This window comes from Occallatibacter riparius, assembly GCF_025264625.1.
Classification (GTDB): domain Bacteria; phylum Acidobacteriota; class Terriglobia; order Terriglobales; family Acidobacteriaceae; genus Telmatobacter; species Telmatobacter riparius.
On record NZ_CP093313.1, the window covers coordinates 5,285,581 to 5,309,447 of the forward strand.

Sequence of the window (23,867 nt, forward strand, 5' to 3'; positions counted from 1 at the left end):
GTTCACTTGCCGTTATCCGCGTGGATCGCGTCCATGGTCATCTGGTACTGCTGCTTGAGCAGGGTGATGCCGGTGCGATAGCGTAACTGCGCTTCGGCGAGATTGAGGCTTTCGCGATCCATTGAAACGTTGTTGCCATCCGGGCGCGCGACAAGGCCGTCCTCAAGCCCGGCCTGTGCGGGGGCAGCTGCTGTGGGCCCATCGCCGAGCATGCGGCGCATCTCGGCTTCAAAGTCGATGCCCATGGCGCGGTAGCCGGGCGTATCGACATTCGCCATGTTCTGCGCGGTCAGCTTGGCCTGGGTCGTCGCCACATCGAGGTAGCGGGTCAACTGATCGCTCATGATGCTTTCGATATGCATGGATTGCCTCAATTCGCCGGAAGGCCGAAGTCGATTTCATAGGTCGTGATCTCGCAGCAGTCGCCCGCGAGAATGGCGGCGCGCTCCAGCACGTGTTCGAGTTCGCGGACATTGCCCGGCCAGGCATGCTCTTTCAGAGTTGACATCGCGCCAGCGTCGATGCGCTTCACCGGCTCCGTGCGGCCGAGCTTTTCGAGGAAGTGGTTGACCAGCAGCGGCAGATCGTCAATGTGATCGGCTAGCGCCGGTGTGCGAATGAGAAATACTGCCAGCCGGTAGTAGAGGTCGGAGCGGAATGTGCCTTCACCGGCGTGCTTGGCCAGCGGCCGGTGGGTCGCGGCTATGATGCGCACATCCACCTTGACGGTTTCGTTGTCGCCGACGCGCTGCAACTCGCCGCATTCCACGAAGCGCAGCAGCTTCGATTGCAGGCTCAGCGGCATCTCTCCGATCTCATCGAGAAAGAGCGTGCCGCCGTCGGCGGCTTCAATGCGTCCCATGCGCCCCTGGACCGCACCTGTAAATGCGCCGCGAGTATGGCCGAAGAGTTCCGCTTCAAGCAGCGCTTCAGGAATGGCCGCGCAATTGAGCGCAATAAACGGTTTGCGGCTGCGCGTGGACAGGCGATGCAGAGCTTCGGCCACGAGCTCCTTGCCGGAGCCCGTGGGACCTTCGATCAGCACGGGGGTGGAACGCGGTGCGACCAGGCGGATGCGGCGGCTGATTTCAAGCATGCAGGACGCATTGCCAATCAGTTCAGGCAGGCGCTCGATGGCGGGAGCTTCGCGACGAGTCGTTGCAAGCGGTGGTGCGAGCAGCACAGGGCGCGGAGCAGCTTCGGGCTCTTCGGCCGCCTGCGCCAGAACGCGCTCGGGCTGAACAATCGCGGGCGGCTTCTTGGTTTCCGCAGTGACCTGTGGCGCTGGCCCGTCGCCGAGATCGCAGGCGGTATTCCATGCGGCGGTATCGGTGTCCTGACACATGCGCAGTGCGTAGAGAAGTTCCTGCCGGTAAGGACTGCGCGGTCCATCGCTTGAGCCGCCGGCCTCTGACGTCAGCACATCTACGCGCGGAAACGAACCGCGAAACTCGCGCAGGAACTCCACCACATCAAGGTCGGGAAGCCATGAATCGACGATGACAGCTTCAGGTGATGAGGTTTCGGCCGCGGCCCATGCCTGAGCGCCGGTTTCTGCTTCCCGTATCTGCCAGCGCAGGCCGGTGAGTCTCTGCTGTAGGCGCTGACGGAAGCTGGCGTCGGCGCTCGCGATGATAGCGGTGCGTGCACGCATGCGCGTGGGCGAGGGAGGCATGAGGACGGAGACAGGAACAGGTAAGGCCACGGCGAATCTCCTGGGCAACGATCTAACGCAATCAATGAACCTGGACGATGGGAAGTCCAGCGTTCTGTATGCCGGACGGGATAGCGGCAACAAAAGCACCGAGTTCGGCTTCGGAGGGGACCAGGTAGCCCTGGCCGCGCACCGTGCGAATCAGGTGGCCCGGCGCCGGATCCTTGAGCTTACGGCGAAGATAGTTGATGTAGACATCGACGATGTTGGTGGTCTGCGCCGGCTCCATGCGCCAGACCGAGTCGAGAAGTTCGACGCGGGAGACGCACTGGCCGCGATTGAGCATCAGGTGCTCGAGCAGCGCGAATTCCTTGTTGGTGAGGGTCACGCATTCGCCATTGCGGCGCGCGCTGTGCTCCATGCGGTCCAGTTCCAGGTCGCCGGCGCGCAGCAGAAGGCGCGCTTCCCTCTTGCGCCGCAGCAGTGCGCGACAACGCGCACGGAGTTCATGAAGGCTGAACGGCTTGGTCATCAGATCGTCAGCGCCGCGGTCAAGGCAGCGCACACGCGTTTCCACTTCCTGCCGCGCGGTCAGAACGAGCACGGGCAGTTCGTCATTTACAGCGCGCATCTCTTCGAGGACCAGCTCGCCGTCTTTCACGGGCAGGTTGAGGTCGAGAATGGTGAGATCGGGCAGATCCTGGCGAAATGCTTCTGCGGCGCTGGCGCCGTCCATGGCTACCCGTACGCGGTGGCCATCGGCTTCAAGTCCGCGGGTCAGGAACAATCCAAGTGCTCGATCATCTTCTGCAATCAGCAGCCTCATAGAACCCCTTCCATCGCCGGCAGCTTCTTTCGATGAATTCCATTTCAACGCCGGCGATTAGAAACGCTTGCAGCAGTCTGCCCATTTCCCAATCACTTTAATTAGCGATTGCTAATGGTGTAATTGGGGGACCGCTCCAATGTCGCCTGAGTTGAGAACGAACTCAAGATTTGCGATCGGAAAAGATGAAGGTGCTGTTTTGGAACGGGAATCCCTGGAGATTGGTTCCAAAATGGAAACCGCTCCGGACTCGCTCAGGCTGGTCCCGGGGGGCTGTTCGAGCTTGATCGACGATTACGCGATTTTGGTGGGAGGGCGGCCGGCGCGCTTGTTCTGGTACATGGCGGCGTCAGCGCGGTCGAGTAGCTCTTTCATGGATTCAGGCGCAGCGAACTCCGCAAGACCCACGGAGGCGCCAACCGTCAGTTTCACGGGCCCTTCGGTTCCCTGCACTGTATAGTTGCCGCACGCCCATTTGACGGCGCGGTCGATCTGCGCCTGGGCATTGTCTATGCCGCAGTCAAGCAACACCAGGAATTCGTCGCCGCCCCAGCGGCCGACGATATCCGAAGATCGGCAGGCGGAGCGCAGTTCTGCGGCGAAGTGTTTGAGCAATTCATCTCCCAGAACATGGCCGTGCGTATCGTTGACCGATTTGAATCCGTCGATGTCGAGGATGGCCACGCAGAAGCGCGAGCCGGCAGAGATGCGCTGCGCCAATTGGTCTTCGAGATAGAGCCGGTTGCGAAGATGAGTCAGCGGGTCGCACGCGGCGAAATCTTCCGCCTCCTGGAGTTTGGTCTCGAATGCGGCGACCTTGGCCTGCATCTGGTCAAGGACGGCGCGACCCTCGACCTGCATCCGATCGATGGATGCCTTGAGATTGGCCGCGTTGTGCTCGATAGCTCGCCGCATGGCGCTGATGTCATCGAGCGAGGTGATGCGCTGCAGGCTGGTGGTGATGGATGTCAATTGGTCAGTGCATCTCTGGTCGCGCTGCGTGACCGCCGCGGTGGTCTGCGCCATTGCAAGCAGGATCTGTTTTACTTCTGCTGCTTTCTGCTGAAAGTGACGCGCGGTGTTGTGCGACCATTCCTTAAGACACGCACGCACCTGCGCGGCGCTGGCGGCGACCAGATCTGCGGAGCGCGAGGAAGCCAGCCCATCCGAGGTACGCACCAGGCTGTTCTCAAGCGGGGCTCCGGTCGAAGCACAGACATCCACGCTGCATCGACCGAAATCAGTAAGCGCGGAGCGGTAAGCATCAAGGTAGACAGCGGCGACCTCCAGTGTTGAGCGGCGGTTGCGTGTCTCAGGGGCAGGGGTGACAGCGACTGCTTCCGGTCCATCGAGGTATTTGCGGATGGAGATCATGGTCACACTTCCAGAAAGTTGCTCTGAAGTGCGCTATCGGCAGAATTCGCCGGATCATGAATCTCTAATGAGAGGTTCGGCAGGCAGGCGTCAATAGCGTGAGATTGTGGGGTCGATTTGGATGGACCATGCGTCGATGCCGCCGCGTAGAGATTGCACATTCTCAAATCCCTGATTGCGCAGCCACACCGTCACATTCAGCGATCGCTGGCCGTGATGGCAGAGAATGACCAGGTGCTCATCGGGATCGAACTCCTGATGAGCGCGCGCTGGGACGTCGCCCATGGGAATCAGCATACTGCCGTCAATATGAGCGGTCTCAAACTCCCATGGCTCGCGCACATCAATGAGACGGGCCTGCTTGTTACGCATTAGTTCAGCGGTTTCGGTCGCGGAGATTTCATAGTCCAGCATTCTCTTCAGTCTACTGTGCCGAGCGCTGTGCCGCTCAGGGCGCTACGCAGGCGAAGTTCGCAGCGTCATTGCTGTCGCCCGAGCCTTTGTATTTCGCGACTTTGGGATAAGTGCAGAGCGGGCGCGTGAGCGCAGCCTTCGGCGCTTCTTTCGCTGCTTGCCGCTCAAACTTACTAGCGACCACTTCCTCATCCAGCGCTCCCTTCTCCACCCAGTTAACGAGCGAATCGAAGAGGCCGAATTGCGGGCCCTTCCCTGCGGGGATTCCTAACTGGCCGAAGGCACTGGCGCCGGGGCCGCCGAGGCAGTGCTCCATGCCGGGAACCATGTAAAGGCGCACGAACGAGTCGGCCTTGTCTGCGCCCATCGTCTGCTGCACCTGCTTGTAGTAGTCGATGGTGAAGCCGGGCGCGATGGCTGGATCGTTCCAGCCATGATAGAGAATCAGCTTGCCGCCGCGCGCTGCGAACTTGGCCAGGTCCGGGTCGGTCGAATCGAGATCGGCTGCCGTATTTTCGTGCGAGAGCTTCAGCATGGCATCGGGGTCCGCCGTAAGTCCGTTCCACTTCGGATCGCCCGTGACCAGGTAGCGAAAATCATTGCGGACGAAGCTGGCAAAGGCAGATGCTTCGGGATCTTCGCCGGTGATCCAGTTTTTCCACGCGGGCTCGTCACCCGGCGTGAAGCCATGGCCCCACTGCTTGCCGCTCTTGTCCTTTGCGCCGGTGTAGAGCATGCGCAGTGCATCGATCTGAGGTTGCGTGAGGCACTCGCGCCTTTCTTCGCCCTTGCATAGGAGCACCTGCGGGTCGAAGTGACATTGATTCGGATCGGCAATGATGCCGTCCTTCAAGCCGTCCGACTCATCGCATGCATCGAGAGCGGCTTTCTGAATTGCCGGAAGCTTGAGCGACGAAATGTAGGCCTTCGGGTCGCCGAGTGCCTGCATCGCCGGGACGCCGGAGGCCAGAAGCGTGGACCACGCATAGGCGGGAGCGCCCGCAAGGATGCCGTCGTAATCCGCGGGAAAACGCTCGGCTTCCATCAGCGCCTCGCGGCCCCCGTCGGAGCACGCATCGAAGTAGGACTTCTGCTGCGGCTTGCCGTAGTAGGCGCTGACAATCTGCTTAGAGCGCTCGGCAGCGAGATGGATGGCGCGCCAGCCGAAGTCCTTGACCTTCTCAGGGTGGCCGAAGGCCCAGGTCGCATCGGTGCCGTTGGCATCATGGCCGGTGTCAGTGCCGCTGACCACGAATCCGCGCATCAGATAACCGGCCATCTGCTCGTAGCTGAACGAGCCGGCAAAGCCGCCGTTGCCCGAGCCCAGCAGGCGTCCGTTCCAGTCCTTTTCAGGAAGCCAGACCTCGAAGTCGATCTTCGAGTCTGCGGAGGGACGCATGATTCCGCGCAGGCGGCAGAACGCGGGCAGACCTTGCACACCGGCGTCTTCGACTGTTCCAGAGGTCACGGTTTCGGCTGAAACGATGTCTGTTGCTTCAAGCTTGAGGCTCTTGAGGCTGGCACAATCCGCGGCCCAGGCCGCTCCCGTGGCCAGCATCATTCCGCTTATCAGTACGCACGCACGAAATATCCGCATCCACCGACCTCCCGCATTCGAGCCTTTATACCAAACGAGATCGTGCAATCCGTTAACCTTAAAGAGATGCCGCCAATTCTCAACGCCCAATCCGTTACCAAGCAATTCGGCGCTGTGCCGCTGTTCCGTGGTATTTCGTTCACGGTGGAGGACAGCGACCGTATTGGCCTCATCGGTCCCAATGGCGCGGGCAAGTCAACGCTGCTGGCGCTTCTCGCCGGCCAAGTTGAGGCCGACAAGGGAGAGCTTGCAGTGCGCAGGCGGGCGCGCACCGCGTATGTGCCGCAGGATTCGCAATTCGAACCAGGGCTGACGGTGCGCGATGTGCTGGAGAACGCGATGGCTGCCGCGCACGTGGCGGAGACGGATCGCGAAGGACGCCTGCGGGAGCTGGCCGGCCGCACGGGCTTCGAGCGGCTTGAAGCTGAGGCTGCTTCGCTCTCCGGCGGATGGCGCAAGCGACTGGCTATTGCGGAGGCGCTGGTCAGCGCGCCTGATGTGCTGCTGCTGGATGAGCCGACGAATCATCTCGACCTCGCCGGGATTGAGTGGCTGGAGGAGTTACTCGGCGCCGCTTCATTCGCTGTGGTGACGGTCAGCCACGACCGCTACTTCTTGGAGTCGACCTGCACACAGATCATCGAGCTCGATCGCGTGTACGCGGAAGGCCTGCTGCGCGTGCGCGGTAACTTCAGCAAGTTCCTGGAAGAGAAGCAGGCGTATCTCGAATCGCAGAACCGGCAGATGGAGTCGCTGCGTAATCGAGTGCGCACTGAGATCGAGTGGCTGAGACGTGGGCCGAAGGCGCGGACGACTAAATCGAAGGCGCGGATCGACACGGCTAACGCGATGATCGATCAGCTTGCCGGCATGCAGGCGCGCACCGCGCAGGGTTCAGCGGGAATCGACTTTGCTGCCACACAGCGCAAGACCAAACGCCTGGTCGAGTTTGAAGATGTTGCCTGCGACATTGGCGGACGGCGCCTGTTCAGCGGACTCAATTTCAATCTCATCGCGGGAAGCAAGGTTGGCCTGGTTGGGCCTAACGGCAGCGGAAAGACAACGCTTCTGCGGCTGCTCCGCGGCGAGATTGACCCGGTTGAGGGCCATGTGCGGCGCGCCGACACGTTGAGGCTGGTCTACTTCAGCCAGATGCGCGAAATCGACACGGAACTCACCTTGCGGCGCGCGCTGGCTCCTGAAGGCGATTCCGTGATTCACAACGGCAGGCCGGTGCACGTGGCGAGCTGGGCAGAGCGGTTTCTCTTCCGCGGCGAGCAGTTGAACCAGCCGGTAAAGAACCTTAGCGGCGGCGAGCGTGCACGCGTGCTGATCGCACGGCTAATGCTGCAGCCGGCCGACGTGCTGCTTCTCGACGAACCTACCAACGATCTCGACATCCCCACGCTCGAAATCCTCGAAGACAATTTGCTCGAATTTCCGGGTGCGCTCGTGCTAGTTACGCACGACCGGTACCTGCTCAATACGGTTGCAACAACAGTGCTTGGGCTCGATGGCCAGGGACACATCGGCCAGTTTGCCGACTTTGCGCAGTGGGAGCAGTGGATCGCCGAGCAGCAGGAGGCACCCGCGAAGCCGCAAACCGCGGCGCCGGCCACCGCAAGTGTGTCCAGCTCAGCTGGTCCGGCAAAGAAGAAGCTCTCGTATCTTGAAGCGCGGGAGTTTGCCACGATCGAGCAGCGGGTTGAGGAGTCGGATGCGCGGCTCGCCGCGGCCCGCGCCAAGCTGGAGCAGCCTGACATCGCCATCAATGCCGCAGCGCTGCAGCAGACGCTGGCTGAGGTGGCCGAGGCTGAGAAGGAAAATGAGGCTCTCTACGCCCGCTGGGCCGAGTTGACCGAGAAGGCCGGCTGAAGCAGCCTCCAACCGCGTGGTAGAACAGTATCAACGGTTTTTCGTTCCGCTGAGTTTTCTTATGCCCCCAGGAGTCAAGGTTTTAATCGTCGAAGATGAGCCCCACGCGTTGATGGGGCTTGCTGAACTCATCTCAGGATGGGGTTACCGCACTGAGACCGCGCGCGACGGCATCGAAGGCTGGGAGAAGATCCTGGCCTGGAGCCCGGCGATTGTCGTCACCGACTTGAAGATGCCGCGGCTCGACGGCCTCGGGCTGCTGGCGCGCCTGTCTGAAGAGGGCCACAATTTCAAGTCCAGCGCCGCAGTGGTGCTGCTCACCGCCCAGGGCACGATTCAGACGGCTGTCGAAGCCATGAAGCTGGGCGCTTACGACTTCCTTTTGAAGCCGGTGGATGCGACGCGGCTGCGCAACATTCTGGCGAACGCAACGCGGCAGCGAGAGACCGAGATTGAGCTGGAAGTGGCTCGGCGGCGGCTGCGCGAGACTGGCGTGCTGGGTTCGATGGTTGGCACGTCAAAGGCGATGCGTGAGATATTCTCACTGATCGAGCAGATTGCACCGTCGAACGTATCGGTGCTGATCACCGGCGAGAGCGGCACAGGCAAAGAGCTGGTTGCGCGCACGCTGCACGACCTGAGTCCGCGCAAGCCGCATCCGTTTGTCGCGGTGAATTGCGCGGCGATTCCGGAGACGCTGATCGAAAGCGAGATCTTCGGCCACGAGAAGGGTTCCTTCACTGGCGCGCTGGAACGGCGCATCGGGTGCTTCGAGCTGGCGACACAGGGTACTCTGCTGCTCGACGAGCTTGCGGAGATGCCTATCGGCACACAGGCCAAGCTGCTGCGCGTACTTGAAGAGCGCAAGCTGCGCCGCTTAGGTGCTCGGACTGAAGTCGACGTCGACGTTCGCGTGCTGGCCGCCACCAACCGCAACCCTGAAGAAGCGATATCCGGCGGCAATCTGCGCGCCGACCTGTTCTATCGGCTTAACGTGTTTCACATTCACATGCCGCCGCTGCGTACGCACCTGGAGGATCTGCCTTCGATGGCGGAGGCGATGCTGGCGGAGATGAACGCCAAGCACAATCGCAATGTAGCGGGGCTGGCGCCGTCGATTCTCGACCGCATGATTGCCTACAACTGGCCTGGGAATGCGCGCGAATTGCGCAACACGATTGAGCGCGCTGTGATTCTCTGCCCCGACCGCGCCCCGCTCGACGCCGGGCACCTGCCGCCGGGCTTCGGCAAGCAGCACACCGCTGCGCCGGTGGCTGACGACAGCAGCGTGATTCCAGTACGCGTGGGCAACACCGTCGACGAAGCCGAGCGCATGCTCATCTTGAAGACGCTTGAGGCTACGGGGCAGAACAAGACGCGCGCGGCCGAGATTCTGGGCGTGAGCCTGAAGACGCTGCACAACAAGCTCAAGGAGTACAGCCAGGCCGGACAGCCGGCCTGAGCTTCGCCCGCCTCCGTGCATCTGCTCGAATAGCAGCTAGACAATCTCTGCCCGGCAAGGCAAGATGGTCCATTCACAAACTTGCTGGACGGAGACGAGCCGGTGATTACGGTGCCTCGCAAGATCAGGTGGGCTGTTGGGTTCTTGTTTGTCAGCGCGGCTTTCGCGCTGCTTTCTTTCGCACAGGATTCGCACTATTCGCCGCACGGGCAGCAGATTCCGCCGCCGGAGTGCTTCACGATTAAAGGCGCGTGGGAGGGCGGCTACTCGCCGTGTAATCCCGGCAGCCACCAGGCGTGGCTCCACGACATCACGCACTGGCGCATGGAGCGCCGCGTCCGCGTCGGGTACGATCCAGCTCGCTACATGATGCCGGAGCTGAAATGGACGCAGTCCAGCTTCATGCAGCCGCAGATGATGGTGCACGACCGCTACTTCTACGATCCGGTTGCGGGTAAATACACCGTAGACCGTTACCTCGACGATCTGGAGAAGCGCTACGGCGGCATCGATGCCGTACTGATCTGGGCGACGTATCCGAATATGGGTATCGACGACCGCAACCAGCTCGACATGGTGCGATCCATGCCGGGTGGCGTCGAGGGCGTGCGCAAGATGGTCGCCGACTTTCATCGCCGTGGCGTGAGGGTGCTCTTCCCCATGATGATGTGGGACCAGGGCACGCGGCAGCCCGACAAACCCTGGCCCGACGCACTCGCCGAGCTGATGAAGGAGATCGGCGCGGACGGCGTGAACGGCGACACCCAGGATGGCGTGCCACTGGCGTTTTCGCTGGCGGCGGAGAAGATCGGGCATCCGCTTGCGTTTGAGCCTGAAGGCGGCCCGCACGACGAAGGCATCTCGTGGAACGTGATGACCTGGGGCCAGTACACATTCCAATTTGTGCCCACCGTCGATCGCTATCGCTGGCTCGAGCCGCGGCACATGGTTAATATTCAGGGCCGCTGGAATCGCGACAAGACCGACGACCTGCAGTTCGCCTTCTTCAACGGCGAGGGCTGGGAGAGCTGGGAGAACGTGTGGGGCATCTGGAACGGCGTGACGCCGCGCGATGGCGAGGCGACGCGACGGGTGGCGGCGATCGAGCGCGGCATCGCTCAATTTCTCGTCAGCCAGGACTGGGAGCCGTTCTATCCGATGCACCGCTATGGAGTGTTCGCGAGCCGCTGGCCGCTTGGCGGCCGCACTGCGTTCACCATCGTGAACCGCAATGACTACGCCGTCGAAGGCCGGCAGATTTCGCTGCCGCACAAGGACGGCATGCGGTACTTCGACCTCTATCACGGCGAAGAACTCAAACCGGAGACCGAAGCCGGCGCGGACGTGCTTTCGTTTGTGACGGAAGCGCACGCCTATGGCGCGATCCTCGCTCAGCCTGGCGAGCCCGATGAGGGCACTCGAGCGCTGATGGCGAAGATGAAGCAGATGACGGCGCAGCCGTTGGCCAGCTACTCGCATGAGTGGAGGGCGCTTGGGCAGCAGCTTGTGGAGATTGCGCCGACCGCGCCCGCGGCAACGGCCCCGGATGGCATGGTGCGCATTCCCGGCGGGGACTGGCTTTTCAAGGTGGAAGGCATCGAGATCGAGGGCGACAACGATGCGGGCGTGGACGTGCAGTATCCGTGGGAGGATTCGGCGCGGCGTTTCCACGAGCACCCCATGCAGATCAAGCCGTTCTACATGGACAAGTTCCCGGTGACGAACGCCGAGTTCAAGAAGTTCCTCGACGCCTCGCATTACCACCCCACAGATGATCTCAACTTTCTGAAAGATTGGAAGGACGGCACGTACCCCGATGGCGCGGCCAAGAAGCCGGTGACGTGGGTTTCGCTGGAGGATGCGCGCGCCTACGCGAAGTGGGCCGGCAAGCGGCTGCCGCATGAGTGGGAGTGGCAGTTCGCAGCTCAGGGTACGGATAACCGCATCTTTCCATGGGGTGAGTGCGACTGGCTCGCGCCCATTACTGCCGGCGGTCCATTCGCGTGCCCCTGGCAGAAGGACCCCGCGGATGCACCCGCGCCGGTGCCCGATAAGGAGCGCGTGATGGCCGCGGCCAGCGACGTGGATGCGCATCCGCATGGAGCCAGTCCGTTCGGCGTGATGGACATGGTGGGCAATGTGTGGCAGTGGACCGATGAGTATGTCGATGACCATACCCGTGCGGCGATTCTGCGCGGCGGCAGCCACTATGAACCGCAGGGATCAATCTGGTACTTCCCGCAGGCTTATCGCAACTCGCAGCACGGCAAGCTGCTCCTGATGGGTCCGAGCTACGACCGGTCGGGTGCGTTGGGATTCCGCTGTGTGAAGGACGCACAGTAGCCGATTCACATTCTGTTGCAGCCGGTTCGATGAGCGCCCATGCCGCGTCACCGCTGGTCCGCTCACATTTTCCTGCTTCCTGAAATCCAACTTGGCATAAGGGACGTACTTCTTCCGCACGCCGCTATCTCTCCTCCGCAGGCGGCGGGAGAAGCGGCGCCTGCGCGATGGGTTCGGCCTGCCTGGGGGGCGCGCCGGACCCTTCGAGCGGGACAACGAGGCTGAATCGTTTGGGAGGCCCGGTGAGTCTCTGGTATCGGACCTCCCTCTTTTTGTGTGAGGATGCTCGCTATGAGATGGGGACTTATCTTTTCGTAGAGGAATGTTCCAGGGCAATCCAGGAGACGAAGGACCGCCAGAGGGACGATGTGGGCGACCAGCCGCCCGAAACTCTCGGTTTGGGGTTATCATGGGCGTTCCGATGATTCAAGTGGAAACAACGTGAAACTTCTTGCGCTCATCTCGGTTCTACTCGCATTTGCTGTCCCCACCTGTGCTTCGCCGGTCCAGCAGGACGCGAAATCCATCATTCTCAAATTCGCCGTGGACGGGCAGCGCGTGACGTGCAAAGTTTTGGAAATCAGGCTTTCACTTGGCACCGAGGCACTCACCCCGGTTCGCGTACCCGATGGGTTTCTAGTCCCCAAAGAGATTCTCGACGCGTATGCTGCCGAATCCACCCGCGCACAGAGCAATGTGTCATCAGAAGTGACCTGCGATCAACGAACTGTTACGCTCACTGGGTTGTACCCGGCACAAGTCCTGCCGGGACAATGGACAGTCGGAATTGCCTATCCGACCACATGGTTTGACAGCCCATCGGGTGCGCCGGAACAGGGCACGTGGGTCAGCTATGTCGTTGCAGAATGCAACGACTGTGATCCGGGCATTGTGGTGTTCCAGGCGCATTCAGATGTGCCCGCGACCGAAATTCTCAAACTCCAGACCGAGCCACATAGAAACGCGGAGCGGGATCGAGACGTCGCATACGCCCTTGCGGTGTTTGGTGTCGATTATGCGCCTCATCGGGATCATCTTGTAAAGATTTTGCGAGAGTGTCTTCAGCGGCCACCAAATTCCCCCGAAGACGATCTGTGCGATGGAAGACTCGTGCAATACATATCGAATCTCTACTGGCGCGGCGACAGCGAGCTTCTGCATCTCCTGCTCGACATCGCAGAGAAACGCGAGGACGTTGTGGATGAGGCGGGAACGTTCTACGCTGATTTGCTTGATCGTCGCCCGGACGTAGCAATTGCCGCACTGAGTTCTATTTCGCCGGAGAAACAACGAACCGCATGCACAATGGCCTTCGATAACGACCTCCGTTTTGATCGTCCCAAATTCGACCGTATCGCATCAAAACTCCGCAATATGGTCACCGACGCCGGGCAGAGATGTCTGGATGCACTTCAGATTGATCGATCAAGAAGAGGGTTCTGAGCGAGTCCACCGTCTCCTCAGGAGTTACTTTTCAGTAAACATCTTGGGCGTACGCACAAAATGCAATACGATGGAGTGGCTCATCCGTACCCATGCCTGATCGGTTCTCAAATCCGGTTGCGGGCCCCGCGCGTTCCCCTAGTGGAGGCGCGCAACCACGCAACTCCGCTGAGGACGACCGGCTTCTGCTCGAACGTGTGGAAGCGCGCGATCAGGGGGCAATGGCTGCGATCTTCGACAGCTACAGCCGCATGGCCTACTCCATTGCGCTGCGGGTGTTGAAGGATCCGGCGCAGGCCGAAGATGTGATGCAGGACGTATTCTTCCAAGTCTGGCAAAATCCGCGGGCATTTGCCCCCGAACGTGGCTCACTGGGCGCGTGGCTGGCCGTGGTGGTGCGCAACCGCGCCATCGACGCGATGCGCAGAAGGCGGCCGTCCGATCCGGTGGAAGACGTAGTGCTGGCCTCGGCTGCGGATGTTGCGGGCGAGGTGGAACAGTCAACGATGATTGAGCGCGTGCGCGGCGTGATGAAGAACCTTCCGCCGGAGCAGCGTGAGAGTCTGGAGCTGGCTTTCTTTGGAGGCATGACCCACACGGAGATCGCAGAGAAGAAGGGCGAGCCGCTCGGCACGGTGAAGACTCGCATAAGGGCAGCACTTGGCAGCCTGCGAAAGGCTTTTCAGACATGACGGACAGCATCCACATTCCGCAGGACGACCTCGCGCTCTACGCGATGCGTGCCCTTTCGCCTGAAGAGGCGGCGCAGGTGCGTGCGCACGTGGATGCCTGCGCGGAGTGCCGCGAGGAACTGGCTGCGTTGTCTGGGGATCTGGCTGCCGTGGCAATGTCGGTGGAGCAGCAGGAGCTTCCCGCCGGTGCGCGGGAGCGGTTCCTGAACCGGATTGCGGCGGACGCTCGCACGGACAGCCAGTCCGCGCCGACGCCAGCTGCAAGGGGCTCGGTCGTGTCGATCGACTCCGCACCTCGCCGCAGTGCCCGGCCCAGTTGGATTGCCTGGGGAGCGGTTGCGGCAATGCTTGTAATTGCTGCGGGGCTGGAGTTGCGGGTGCGCTTCCTCCGCGGGCAGGTCGCACTGCAGGCCCGGGTCATCGAACAGCAGCAGCAGGCAAACGCCAAGGCGCAGATGGTCATGGACCTGCTCAAGGATCCGACGGCGCAGCATGTGATGCTGACCGCGGCGAAGTCGAAGCCCGCGCCAATGGCCAAGACGGTCTACATGGCGTCGAAGGGCGCGTTGCTCATGCAGGCGAGCAATCTCGATCCACTTCCCTCCAACAAAACGTATGAACTTTGGGTCATCCCGATGAAGGGCGCACCAATGCCGGCGGGGATGTTCAAGCCCGACGCGGCGGGAAATGCCAGCGTGGTGATGCCGGATATGCCAAAGGGCATTGAAGCGAAAGCATTTGGCGTCACCATCGAGAACGCCGGTGGCTCGGCTACGCCGACCATGCCCATTGTGCTGGCAGGCGCGGCGCCGGCTGCGGGCCTCTAGGCCCCATTAACACTATTGGGATGGCGGCGACGGGAGCCGATTTTTCCGAGTTCTAGAAGCGAGGAGCGACGCATACCGGGTGTCTGTTAGCGACGAGCGACAACGAAATCGGGAAAATCGGCCCCGTCCCTGCGGGTTGCGGCGCAAATTGGACCATACTTCGTTGTCGTCCTAGGCGGTGGACCCGCCACAGCCGTCGTCCTCCGCCTCGTCTGGTCCAATTTCCGCTCGCAACGGCATCCATTCCAGTAGTGTTAACGGGCCCTAGCGCTTCCTGGGGCTTTCCCTTCTGCGTCCAAATCCTTACCATAGGGTCAGTGCTTCCCCAGTCGAATTTCTTGCCTGGCGCAATATATAGTTGCTCTCATTCGACGGGGCGGTCGGACCGCGTATATACACCTGACGCATGCGATTGAAAACAAAACTCGTTCTGGCTATCACAGCCCTGGTGCTGCTTATTTCGGGGCTGCTCTCGATGGTCTACGTCAGCCAGCTTCTGCATGCGTCGGTGCAGCAGTCTTATGAGACCAACCGCATGGTCGCGGACGACGTCCGATTCGCGCTGCAGAATGCGCTTCAATCGGGGCTCGAAGGCCGGACCGTGGATCCGAACCAGCCCGAGCAGTTGCGCGACCTGACCCGCAACGCCATCCGCACGAGCCCGGTACTTAAGAACGTCGTCGACGCGGCAAACCGTTATTCGCCCACGGTTTACGACATCAATATCGGCGACAACGAACTGCACACCCTGCTCAGCACCAATCCCGACAACAACGACAAGCCGCTGCCGATCCGGCCCAGCTACAAGGAACTGCTCGACGCCAACCCGGTGGATCTGATGCGGCGCGTATTCGGCGAGGAACCGCGCGTTTATGAGATCAGCGTGCCGCTGGAACGCAACGGCTCGCCGTTTGCCACGGTCCGCGTAGGCGTCCGCACGACATTTTTGCGCGAGGTGTACAAACCGTGGCTCGAAGAGGCGTTCACGCTGATGGGCTTCGCGCTGGGCACCGCGATCCTGGTGGCGCTGCTGTTGTCGAACTTGGCACTCCGTCCGTTGGAAGAAATCAGCCTTCAGCTCGATTACTGGAGCCCCTCGCCCGACGGTGTTTCATCATCCGAACCGGAGCCGCAGGACACGGCCGAGCGCGTTTCGCACCAGATCGAGCGCATCGGGCAGCGTATTCGCAATGTGGAAGAAGTCTTCTCTGCCCTGCGCGAAAACATCGACCAGATCCTTGCCAATCTGCAGGATGGGCTGCTGCTGTTCACGGCGGACAGCCGCGCTGTGCTGGTGTCGGAAGCCGCGCGCAGGTTTCTCCAAATCGATCGCGACCGCGTGCTCGGCATGCAGTCATCGGAGATCTTCAATCGGTCTACGACCCTCGGCCGCACCCTGCGTGAAGCCTTCGATGCGCGCATCGCACTGATCAAAGAGGAGGTTCGCACCGAGAACGGGCGCCGCATTGAGGTCTCGGTCGACTTCATCCACGACGACATGACCCGCCAGGGGCTCGGAGCACTGGTCACCCTGCGCGATCTGGAATCGGTTGAGGCCATTGAATCCGAACTCGAGCTGTCGCGGCGCATGTCGGCTATCGGACGGCTCACCTCCGGGGTTGCCCACGAGGTCAAGAACCCCATCAACGCCATCGTGGTTCATCTGGAACTGCTCAGGAACAAGCTCGAGGGCACCAGCCCCAATGCCCAGCGGCATTTGGACGTGATTGAGGCGGAGATCAAGCGGCTCGACCGCGTGGTTCAGACGCTGGTCGACTTCTCGCGGCCGGTGGAACTGCAACTCCGCGAGCAGGACCTGCGCGCCATCATCGACGATGTGCTGGCGCTGGCGACCGATGAGCTGCGCATGCGGAGTGTGACGGTCCATAGCCAGCTTCCGTCAAACCCAGTGATCGTAAACGTGGACGCCGACCTGCTCAAGCAGGCGGTTATCAACGTAGTTCAGAACGGCGCACAGGCTATGCCGGAGGGCGGTCGGCTCGACTTGATCCTCGAGATCGACCGCAGATCCGCCGAGTTACGCATTCTTGATGAAGGAGTTGGCATTCCCGAGGAGATTCGGGAGAAGATCTTCGATCTCTACTTCACCACCAAGTCCGAAGGAAGCGGTATCGGATTAGCCATGACCTACCGCATCCTGCAATTGCACCACGGCAGTGTGGAAGTACAATCAAGAAGAGATCGAGGAACAGAGTTCAAGTTTCGGATACCGCTCTCTGCGGTTGACTGGGGCCGCCGACCTCTGCAAGCGGCGGTGATTGAACAAGATGAGGGGCTGGAATGAAGTCGTCGCATATTGTACGCGCCGCTTTGCTATTGCCATTGCTGCTGAGCGGGTGCGTCCATAAACAGAAAACTGCGCAGAATCAGCCTCCCCTTGCGCCGCCGATCGAAGATGTGCCGCCGTCGAAGCCGAACAGCGCTCCCACCAATTTGCCGCCACCTGTGATCACGGTGCCGCCGCCTACGCAGCCGGCTGCAACCAACACGCAGCCGCCGCCACCGGCGCCCAAGCCTAAGCCGCACCGCAGCAAGCCGAAGCCGGCGGAGAGCGAACAGCAAAACACCCAGATGGCCAGCAACAACCCGCCGGCGGCTGTCAGCGCCGTGGGGGACCTCTCCACCGGTGAGCCGGCCGACCTGCGCAAGCAGACCGACGATACGATCAGCCAGACCGAACGCGGGCTGAACGGCATCACGCGGACGCTCAACGATCAGGAGAAGAAGACCAGCATGCAGATCCGGGAGTTCCTGAAGCAGGCCAAGGCCGCGCTGACGACTGGTGACGTGGATGGCGCACATACCCTGGCGCAGAAGGCCAAGGTGTTGCTGGGCGAGCTGACGACACAATAAGACTAGTCGGGGCTATCTCTCGCCCCAGCTCAGCTTCGTCCGCAGCGCTTCAAAGAAGCCGCCTTCCTTCAGCCGCACCAGGTTCACTGTGTAAGGCGACTTGTGGCAGCGGATGTCATCGCCCACGCAAAGCTCAACCGCACGCTGACCGTCCACGGTGAGCAAAGCGAGGTTGGGGATTCCCTCGGCGCGCACAGTCAGTAAAGCGTCTCCGCGCACCACGATCGGCCGCAGCGTGAGCAGGTGCGGACAGATCGGCGTCGCCACCATGGCATCCACGTTAGGCGTAAGAATAGGCCCGTTCGCAGCGAGGTTGTAAGCCGTCGAGCCCGTGGGGGTGGAAACGATCACGCCATCGGCGCGGAACTGCGCCACCGTGTTGCCATCCAGCTCCACCGCGAAGTCGCCCATACGTGCGATCTCGCCCTTGGTCACAACGATGTCGTTGAGCGCGTCGTACTCGGAGTGCTTCTGACCGTTGCGCCACAGTTCCGCGCGCAGCATGGCGCGCTTCTCGATGAGGTGGCAGTCGTGGCACCAGCCTTCGAGCGTCTCATAGAGTTCACTGAGGCGCACCTCTGTCAAGAATCCGAGCGTGCCCAGGTTGACGCTCAAGAGCGGCGTTCCGACGGAGGCAAAGATGCGGCCGACGGAGAGCAATGTCCCGTCGCCGCCCAGCACGATGACCAGCTCTGGCGCGTGCTGCGGCAGCTCCGCCCGGGGAACCGCCCGCGCATCGCTGGTGTAGCGCGCGCTCTCCTCGTCGAGAAGCGGATCGTACCCGCGCGCTCGCAGCCACGCAATCAACTCCGGCAGCAGCCGGGACATCTCTTCTTTCTGAGGCTTGGAGACAATCGCAATGCGAGCCATGCGGTCTCAGTGTAACGGATGCGCGCCGATTTCTTTGTGACCGCTGGTTAGAGATCCCTCATGAACAGCGCGGTCGCTTCGCCGCCGCCGCCCGAGCTCACGATACGCACGTGATCGCCCTTGTCGGCGTGGAACTTGTCGCCGGGCACAGCGCCCATGTTACCCTCGGCGACCGTCTGCGCGTCCATTTTGAGCGTCTGCACGGCGCCGGACTGATCTTTCACCGCGATTGTATGGCCATGCGAGTCGAAGTTCGTCACCGTGCCCTCAACCGAGCTGAACGGGCCCTTGCCCAGGCTCTTGAGCGCCACCACGGTGCGCGCGTCGCCCTGGCCGTAGTAGAAGAACACGATGGCATAGGCGCCCTGCTTATCGAAAGACGCAGCCGCCGTGCTGTCAGCCTCGATCCGCTTGTCGAATGCGATGCGCGTCTTGGGATTCGACAACAGGTCGAAGTCGCGGCGCGTACCGTTGTCTTGAAGAACCGAGATCGTCTTGGAAGCACCGTTGATGGAGGCGACGGTTCCGGTCAGCGCATGAATGATCTCCTGCGCTCCCGCGGCCGGAAGAGAAACAAGGCAACCGGCAAACAAACACGTACTCACGAACCTGCGAAGCATGACCAATCTCCTGAGCAGAGGTTGAAATTGCTAGGTAGTATACGCCGCGGCAAAGATGCCAGCGGCCTCGCAGCCAATATAGCCCCAGAGACCAATTTATCGCAACACGATATATTTGCCCAATCAAATCGCCTGGTCAGGTTACCGGATTTATAGAGGCTTGCGAGCGTAGAGCAGAAACTCCTGGTTACCTTCCGCGCCGGCGATGGGCGAAGGTATTGTTCCGACGATTTCCCAGCGCAGCGAGCGAACGCATTCTGAAACTTTGTCGATCGCCAGACGATGCGCCCTGGGATCGCGCACGATGCCGCCCTTGCCCACGTGCTCACGCCCGGCCTCAAACTGAGGCTTGACCAGGATGACGGCTTCGCGCAGACCAGGCGCCGCATCAAAGACAGGCTCGAGCAGCAGTGTCGCGGAGATAAACGACACATCCATCACCAACAGCGAAGGCTCAGGCCCGAGCGCGCCCGGTTCAAGTAGGCGCGCATTGGTGCGCTCCATCAGGTGTACACGCCCGTCATTGCGCAGCTTCATCGCGATCTGTCCGAAGCCGGTGTCGACCGCCGTCACGCGCACCGCTCCGCGCTGCAAGAGGCAGTCGGTGAAGCCGCCCGTCGAAGTGCCGACATCGATGCACTGGCGGCCTTCGACTGAAATCTTCCAATGATCGAGTGCGCCTTCGAGTTTGAGGCCTCCACGGCTGACGTATTTCAGGTCCTCCCCGAGAAGGCGCACCGCCGCCTCCGCAGGGACGCTAGCGCCCGGCTTGTCGACTTTCTGCTCGTTCACCAGCACGCGCCCGGCAAGGATCAGCGCACGTGCGCGCTCGCGGCTCGGCACCAGTCCGCGGTCTACAAGCAGCACGTCAATGCGGATCTTCGCCGGCATAGTCTTACCTTACATTTTCCTGCCAAAGAAAAAGGGCCGACCCGGACAGGATCGGCCCCTGTTCCGCATTTCTGTTTACGGCATCAGGGAGCAATTTGCCGCCGTCGGGGTCAACACATTGGGCGGCAGGTTGCACGGCTCCCCAAAGCCCGGCTTGCGGCTCACGACAACGGAATTGCCACGGTTGCCGTCCTGGGTCGAGGTCCGGACGTCGACAATGTTGCCCTGCACCAGCACGGTGGCATCGATGATGTCCTGATCCACGCGCAGAATCGTCAGGTAGGGGCTGTCAGGCGAAGAAACGTAGACCTTACCGTTGATCGAGTTCTGCGTGGAAACCACAGTGCGCGGATGACCGTGCACTGCCAGTGTCTTGGTCAGCGTGTGGCTAGTGAGATTCACCACACTCACCGTGCCGTCCGCCTGGTTGGCGGTGTAGGCCCGGCTTCCATCATTCAGCACGGTTACGCTCGCGGGATTGGTGCCCACCGGAATGGTGAAGGTAGTACCGAAGTTGGGTCCATCGTTGCCGTACTCATCGAGGCCCACATCGATGACGCTGACCGTGCCGCCGTCGTAATTCGCCACCACAATTTGGTTGGTCGCAGCGTTGTACTCGGCGTAGACCGGCCCGGCCACCGCGGGCACATTAGCGCCGGTGAGGCCCGCTGAAGTCGACAGCGGAAGGCTGGGATGGCAGGTCACAAGGCGTCCGCTTTGGCTGACGAACGGGGTGCACTGGTCCAGCGTGTTGTTCTGGCTGTTGATCACCGTAATGGTGTCGTCGCCGCGATTCAAAACGAAGAGCCGCCTGCTATCGGTCGATTGCACAGCGTAAACCGGGCACTTGCCTACGGGAATGCTGGCCGATACTGTGAAGGTCGACGTTTCCATCGCGTCGGCGTGCCCTGTAGCGGCAACTGTGCGCGGCGATAGATTGCAGGCTACAGTGGAGAGATCCGAGAAGCCCTGCGCGATCGCGTAGTCGCGCTGACCGAGAATCGCGGGACCAACCACCGTCACAGGCGTGGAAGACACCGGAATCGCCAGCTTGAACGTCGCAGGAAAACCGTTCAGCACGTCGACCACGTTTCCTGTGAGGTCCGTTGCCCACAGACCGGTCGACGGGGAGAACAGGTTCACGATTTTCGCTGTAGAAGGCAGCGTGCTGTACTGCACCAGCTTCTGCTGCAGGTTGGTCGAAACGGGGAAGTTGGTCAGCGTGCCGTCAGTATTGACGGTGTAGCCATTCGAGCCGGTCTGGTCGATGGTGAACGACTGGGGTCCGGGGCCGATGGGCGCTGTGGCCATAATAGTGTCGCCCGCGTAGTCGATAATGGTGGCCACTCCCGGAGTGGTCAACCCGGTCGATGAGACAACCGCCACCTGCGATGAAGGCTGGGGAGGCGGTCCGCTCGGATTAATGGGCGTGATCACCGGACGGTAGCCCGCGCCGCACCCTGCCAACACGGCGCCTGACACAACTATGGCGCTCGCCTTTACCAACCGCGCGTGCGCCTGGTTAAAACGTGAGGAAAAAAGCTTCATTCAGTTTCGTTCCTGCTTACTCAGGTGATTGTAAATGACTGACCGCCAGACCTAATCCGGATGCCGTTTAGACGCAGGGTTCCCCTGGACGTTTCCGCCCCGCAATCTGGAACCCATCCCGCTGGGAAGCGGGACGGGTCTTCTACTATCTCTATTTCTGCCCCATCACTTCAACAACATCGCTGTCCGCGCCGGTCCAGGCGGCCGCGCCGTCATGGCCCAGCTTCTGTGCGGCATCGTCCCACTTGAGATGAGTGATCGCGCCCGCGCCCTTCTCGTACGCGTAGGTGGTCCCGTCGTCGTTGAACAGTGTGAAGCTCGCGTCGGCGCCTGGATACACCCGAACCTTGGTGATTGCCTGCTTCTCGTGCGTGCTCTCAACCATCGCGCCAAAGGGAATGATTGAACCCGCGCGCACGAAGAGCGGAATGGTATCGATGGGGGCGTCGACCTTGACCGTCTGGCCGCCCTTCACCTTCTCGTTAGTCCAGTAGTTGTACCAATCCGCGCCTGCCGGCAAATACACCTCGCGGCTTGTCGCGCCCTGCTCCGTTACCGGAGCAACCAGGAATGCCGGCCCGAACATGTACTCGTCGCGCAGGTCGGCGACCTTCGGATCATCCGGGAAGTCCAGCGGCAGCGCGCGCAGGAACGGTGCTCCGGTCTCCCACGTGTGATAACCGAGCGAGTAAATGTACGGAATCAGCTCGTAGCGCAGGCGCAGATACTTCTCGAGAATCGGCTCCGCCGCCTTGCCGTAGCTCCAGACTTCGTTTTCCTCGCGGCTCCCGTGCGTGCGCATGATGGGCAGGAAGGTTGCGTACTGGAACCAGCGCGTGTAGAGCTCAGGGTAATCGTCGTATCCGCCCACCACCTTGCGGGCGTCGCTCGGGTCGAGCAGCGGTGGATGCGCAGGCTTGTGCTCGCGCGGCAGCCACTGCCAGCCGCCCGTGTCGTTCGACCAGTAGGTCAGCCCCGACGCGGCGAAATCGAGTCCCGTGGGAATCTGCCGCCGGTAAGTGTCCCACGTAGGGAAGATGTCCGACGACCAGAAGATGGTTCCGTTGGACTGCGCGCCCAGGTACGCATCGCGCGAGAGGATCGCCGCGCGCTTCTGCGGTTCATCCTTCCGGTAGCCGTCGTAGAGCGCCTTGGTGTGGAAGTACGGATACACGTTGAAGTACTGCGTGCCCGGCCCCACGTGCAGAAACCCGCCGTTCGGCGGCACATCGGGCTCGGTCTCGTCGGCCCACAGCGCATCGAAGCCGAGGCTCATGATGTTCTTGTGCACGATGTCCCAGTACCACTTGCCGGCTTCGGGATTGGTCGTGTCAATGTCAGAACCGGCGATGTCATACGGCTTGCCATCGAGCGGCTTGCCGTCTGCATAGTGCTCGAACCAACCGTTCTTGAGCACCGTGTCGTAGTAGCGGTCTTCTGGAACAAAACGCGGCCACACGCTGATCATGGTCTCGAAGCCCATATCATGAAGCTGCCTGTTCATCGCCTTGGGATCGGGCCAGTACTTCGGGTCCATATCGAATTGGCCCATCTTCGTGTAGTAGAACCAGTCCACCACGAGCATGTCGGCGGGCAGATGGCGGTCGCGATAACCCTTCGCCACTGCCAGCAATTCATCCTGGGTGCTGTAGCGCTGCTTGCACTGGATATATCCATACGCGGCCTTTGGCAGCATATGCGTCGGCCCGGTCAGCAACTTGTATCCCGCGTAGATTTCGTCCACGTTGTTCGCGGCGATCACGAAGTAGGAAACGCGATTGCCGGCCTGCGACTCGAACTTTGTCTGCTCGTTGAAGCCAGGCTCCACCTTCGTCTTTGCCGGATTGTCCCAGAGAATCGCATACCCCTTGCTGCTCAGCATGAACGGCACGCACACGCTCGGCGCAGCCGCGGCAAGGTAGTCGTGCGCGCACATCATTGCGTGCCCGCGCTGATCGAGGAAGCCCTCCTGGTTCTGTCCCAGGCCGTAGTAGTGCTCATCGTCGCGCGACGAGAAGCTCGCGCTCACGACGTACGAAGGCGGATCGCTCTTGCGGAAGTCATTGGCGAGCTGCGCCGTGCCGTCCTTCTGGTTGTAAACCGCCTGCCCCCAGCCATTCATGTCCACGAGCTTCTTGCCGTCGGCAGTGGAGAAATGAATGCTCGCCCACGGAGCCGAACCGCGGAAGAACACCGACGTTCCCGTATCCCCGAAGAGCTTTGTAGGAGCGGGGCCGCTGGGATGCTGCACAGAGACGCTCATGCGGCCGGACTTGTACACGTCCGCGCCGTTTTCCTTGCTGGCGGTCCAGCCGCTCGCGTCGGGCTTGGCGATGATGCCGTAGCCAGGCGCTGCTTTTGCTGCTGCGTCATCCATGCTGAGCGTGACGCGCAGGATATTCGGCGCATAAGGCTCGAGAACGATGGTCTCGCCGCCGCCGGCAAGCACCACACGCGAACTGTCAGATTGAGCCGGTGCTGACGCCGCGAATGCGACAGCCGCGGACAAAACCAGGGCCGTTGTATACCTTTTCATAATCGCTCCCAGAATGAGCAC

The 23,867-nt window shown here is 61.4% G+C and carries 19 protein-coding genes; 8 read left to right on the forward strand and 11 right to left on the reverse strand.

Going from position 1 to position 23,867, the window contains the following annotated elements; translation table 11 throughout:
* Window positions 1–2: 2 nt before the first annotated feature.
* The 6 genes from MOP44_RS21610 to MOP44_RS21635 form a co-directional block, all read right to left on the reverse strand.
* The gene (locus MOP44_RS21610; protein WP_260792477.1) at window positions 3–362 is read right to left on the reverse strand and encodes a flagellar basal body rod protein FlgB; all 360 of its coding nucleotides are present in this window, start codon (window positions 360–362) and stop codon (window positions 3–5) included.
* An 8-nt stretch (window positions 363–370) separates the two neighbouring features.
* On the reverse strand, window positions 371–1,705 hold the full coding sequence (locus MOP44_RS21615) for a sigma-54-dependent transcriptional regulator (protein ID WP_260792478.1): 1,335 nt from the start codon (window positions 1,703–1,705) through the stop codon (window positions 371–373).
* Window positions 1,706–1,736: 31 nt separating this feature from the next.
* The gene (locus MOP44_RS21620) at window positions 1,737–2,480 is read right to left on the reverse strand and encodes a response regulator transcription factor (protein WP_260792479.1); all 744 of its coding nucleotides are present in this window, start codon (window positions 2,478–2,480) and stop codon (window positions 1,737–1,739) included.
* Between the two features lie 294 nt (window positions 2,481–2,774).
* Window positions 2,775–3,854, reverse strand: a complete 1,080-nt coding sequence (locus MOP44_RS21625) for a GGDEF domain-containing protein (protein ID WP_260792480.1) — start codon at window positions 3,852–3,854, stop codon at window positions 2,775–2,777.
* A 90-nt stretch (window positions 3,855–3,944) separates the two neighbouring features.
* Window positions 3,945–4,268, reverse strand: a complete 324-nt coding sequence (locus MOP44_RS21630) for a rhodanese-like domain-containing protein (protein ID WP_260792481.1) — start codon at window positions 4,266–4,268, stop codon at window positions 3,945–3,947.
* Between the two features lie 34 nt (window positions 4,269–4,302).
* A complete protein-coding gene (locus tag MOP44_RS21635; RefSeq protein ID WP_260792482.1) occupies window positions 4,303–5,865 on the reverse strand; it encodes a tannase/feruloyl esterase family alpha/beta hydrolase in 1,563 nt (520 codons plus the stop codon).
* A gap of 66 nt (window positions 5,866–5,931) precedes the next feature.
* Between MOP44_RS21635 and MOP44_RS21640 the strand changes: the two genes are divergently transcribed.
* From MOP44_RS21640 to MOP44_RS21675, 8 genes are all read left to right on the forward strand, one after another.
* Window positions 5,932–7,740 carry an ABC-F family ATP-binding cassette domain-containing protein gene (locus tag MOP44_RS21640; RefSeq protein WP_260792483.1) on the forward strand — a complete coding sequence of 603 codons (1,809 nt, stop codon included), beginning with the start codon at window positions 5,932–5,934 and terminating at the stop codon, window positions 7,738–7,740.
* A 61-nt stretch (window positions 7,741–7,801) separates the two neighbouring features.
* Window positions 7,802–9,202 carry a sigma-54-dependent transcriptional regulator gene (locus MOP44_RS21645; RefSeq protein ID WP_260792484.1) on the forward strand — a complete coding sequence of 467 codons (1,401 nt, stop codon included), beginning with the start codon at window positions 7,802–7,804 and terminating at the stop codon, window positions 9,200–9,202.
* A gap of 81 nt (window positions 9,203–9,283) precedes the next feature.
* On the forward strand, window positions 9,284–11,545 hold the full coding sequence (locus tag MOP44_RS21650) for a formylglycine-generating enzyme family protein (protein WP_260792485.1): 2,262 nt from the start codon (window positions 9,284–9,286) through the stop codon (window positions 11,543–11,545).
* Between the two features lie 366 nt (window positions 11,546–11,911).
* Window positions 11,912–12,988 (forward strand): hypothetical protein, encoded by a 1,077-nt coding sequence (locus MOP44_RS21655; RefSeq protein ID WP_260792486.1) that lies wholly within the window; start codon window positions 11,912–11,914, stop codon window positions 12,986–12,988.
* 92 nt (window positions 12,989–13,080) lie between these two features.
* Window positions 13,081–13,680 (forward strand): RNA polymerase sigma factor, encoded by a 600-nt coding sequence (locus MOP44_RS21660; protein WP_260792487.1) that lies wholly within the window; start codon window positions 13,081–13,083, stop codon window positions 13,678–13,680.
* Window positions 13,677–14,507: an anti-sigma factor gene (locus MOP44_RS21665; protein WP_260792488.1), complete on the forward strand. Its 831-nt coding sequence runs from the start codon at window positions 13,677–13,679 to the stop codon at window positions 14,505–14,507. Before MOP44_RS21660 ends, MOP44_RS21665 begins: the two co-directional genes overlap by 4 nt.
* Window positions 14,508–14,913: 406 nt before the next feature.
* Window positions 14,914–16,812 carry a sensor histidine kinase gene (locus MOP44_RS21670; RefSeq protein WP_260792489.1) on the forward strand — a complete coding sequence of 633 codons (1,899 nt, stop codon included), beginning with the start codon at window positions 14,914–14,916 and terminating at the stop codon, window positions 16,810–16,812.
* Window positions 16,809–17,381: a hypothetical protein gene (locus tag MOP44_RS21675; RefSeq protein WP_260792490.1), complete on the forward strand. Its 573-nt coding sequence runs from the start codon at window positions 16,809–16,811 to the stop codon at window positions 17,379–17,381. Before MOP44_RS21670 ends, MOP44_RS21675 begins: the two co-directional genes overlap by 4 nt.
* A gap of 12 nt (window positions 17,382–17,393) precedes the next feature.
* Here the strand turns inward: MOP44_RS21675 and MOP44_RS21680 are convergent, their stop codons facing one another.
* From MOP44_RS21680 to MOP44_RS21700, 5 genes are all read right to left on the reverse strand, one after another.
* Window positions 17,394–18,251 carry an NAD(+)/NADH kinase gene (locus MOP44_RS21680; RefSeq protein ID WP_260792491.1) on the reverse strand — a complete coding sequence of 286 codons (858 nt, stop codon included), beginning with the start codon at window positions 18,249–18,251 and terminating at the stop codon, window positions 17,394–17,396.
* Between the two features lie 47 nt (window positions 18,252–18,298).
* Window positions 18,299–18,871 (reverse strand): hypothetical protein, encoded by a 573-nt coding sequence (locus MOP44_RS21685; RefSeq protein WP_260792492.1) that lies wholly within the window; start codon window positions 18,869–18,871, stop codon window positions 18,299–18,301.
* A gap of 150 nt (window positions 18,872–19,021) precedes the next feature.
* On the reverse strand, window positions 19,022–19,762 hold the full coding sequence (locus MOP44_RS21690) for a TlyA family RNA methyltransferase (RefSeq protein WP_260792493.1): 741 nt from the start codon (window positions 19,760–19,762) through the stop codon (window positions 19,022–19,024).
* Window positions 19,763–19,837: 75 nt separating this feature from the next.
* Complete coding sequence (locus MOP44_RS21695; RefSeq protein ID WP_260792494.1) at window positions 19,838–21,310, reverse strand: YncE family protein; 1,473 nt, start codon at window positions 21,308–21,310, stop codon at window positions 19,838–19,840.
* Between the two features lie 151 nt (window positions 21,311–21,461).
* A complete protein-coding gene (locus MOP44_RS21700) occupies window positions 21,462–23,846 on the reverse strand; it encodes a glycoside hydrolase family 31 protein (protein WP_260792495.1) in 2,385 nt (794 codons plus the stop codon).
* Window positions 23,847–23,867 lie beyond the last annotated feature (21 nt).

Bases quoted from the DNA above. Each gene is read 5' to 3' on its own strand.
- MOP44_RS21610 (WP_260792477.1), bottom strand. From the start codon at position 362: ATGCATATCGAAAGCATCATGAGCGATCAGTTGACCCGCTACCTCGAT.
- MOP44_RS21620 (WP_260792479.1), bottom strand. From the start codon at position 2,480: ATGAGGCTGCTGATTGCAGAAGATGATCGAGCACTTGGATTGTTCCTG.
- MOP44_RS21625 (WP_260792480.1), bottom strand. From the start codon at position 3,854: ATGATCTCCATCCGCAAATACCTCGATGGACCGGAAGCAGTCGCTGTC.
- MOP44_RS21630 (WP_260792481.1), bottom strand. From the start codon at position 4,268: ATGCTGGACTATGAAATCTCCGCGACCGAAACCGCTGAACTAATGCGT.
- MOP44_RS21635 (WP_260792482.1), bottom strand. From the start codon at position 5,865: ATGCGGATATTTCGTGCGTGCGTACTGATAAGCGGAATGATGCTGGCC.
- MOP44_RS21640 (WP_260792483.1), top strand. From the start codon at position 5,932: ATGCCGCCAATTCTCAACGCCCAATCCGTTACCAAGCAATTCGGCGCT.
- MOP44_RS21645 (WP_260792484.1), top strand. From the start codon at position 7,802: ATGCCCCCAGGAGTCAAGGTTTTAATCGTCGAAGATGAGCCCCACGCG.
- MOP44_RS21655 (WP_260792486.1), top strand. From the start codon at position 11,912: ATGTGGGCGACCAGCCGCCCGAAACTCTCGGTTTGGGGTTATCATGGG.
- MOP44_RS21660 (WP_260792487.1), top strand. From the start codon at position 13,081: ATGCCTGATCGGTTCTCAAATCCGGTTGCGGGCCCCGCGCGTTCCCCT.
- MOP44_RS21665 (WP_260792488.1), top strand. From the start codon at position 13,677: ATGACGGACAGCATCCACATTCCGCAGGACGACCTCGCGCTCTACGCG.
- MOP44_RS21670 (WP_260792489.1), top strand. From the start codon at position 14,914: ATGCGATTGAAAACAAAACTCGTTCTGGCTATCACAGCCCTGGTGCTG.
- MOP44_RS21675 (WP_260792490.1), top strand. From the start codon at position 16,809: ATGAAGTCGTCGCATATTGTACGCGCCGCTTTGCTATTGCCATTGCTG.
- MOP44_RS21680 (WP_260792491.1), bottom strand. From the start codon at position 18,251: ATGGCTCGCATTGCGATTGTCTCCAAGCCTCAGAAAGAAGAGATGTCC.
- MOP44_RS21685 (WP_260792492.1), bottom strand. From the start codon at position 18,871: ATGCTTCGCAGGTTCGTGAGTACGTGTTTGTTTGCCGGTTGCCTTGTT.
- MOP44_RS21690 (WP_260792493.1), bottom strand. From the start codon at position 19,762: ATGCCGGCGAAGATCCGCATTGACGTGCTGCTTGTAGACCGCGGACTG.
- MOP44_RS21695 (WP_260792494.1), bottom strand. From the start codon at position 21,310: ATGAAGCTTTTTTCCTCACGTTTTAACCAGGCGCACGCGCGGTTGGTA.
- MOP44_RS21700 (WP_260792495.1), bottom strand. From the start codon at position 23,846: ATGAAAAGGTATACAACGGCCCTGGTTTTGTCCGCGGCTGTCGCATTC.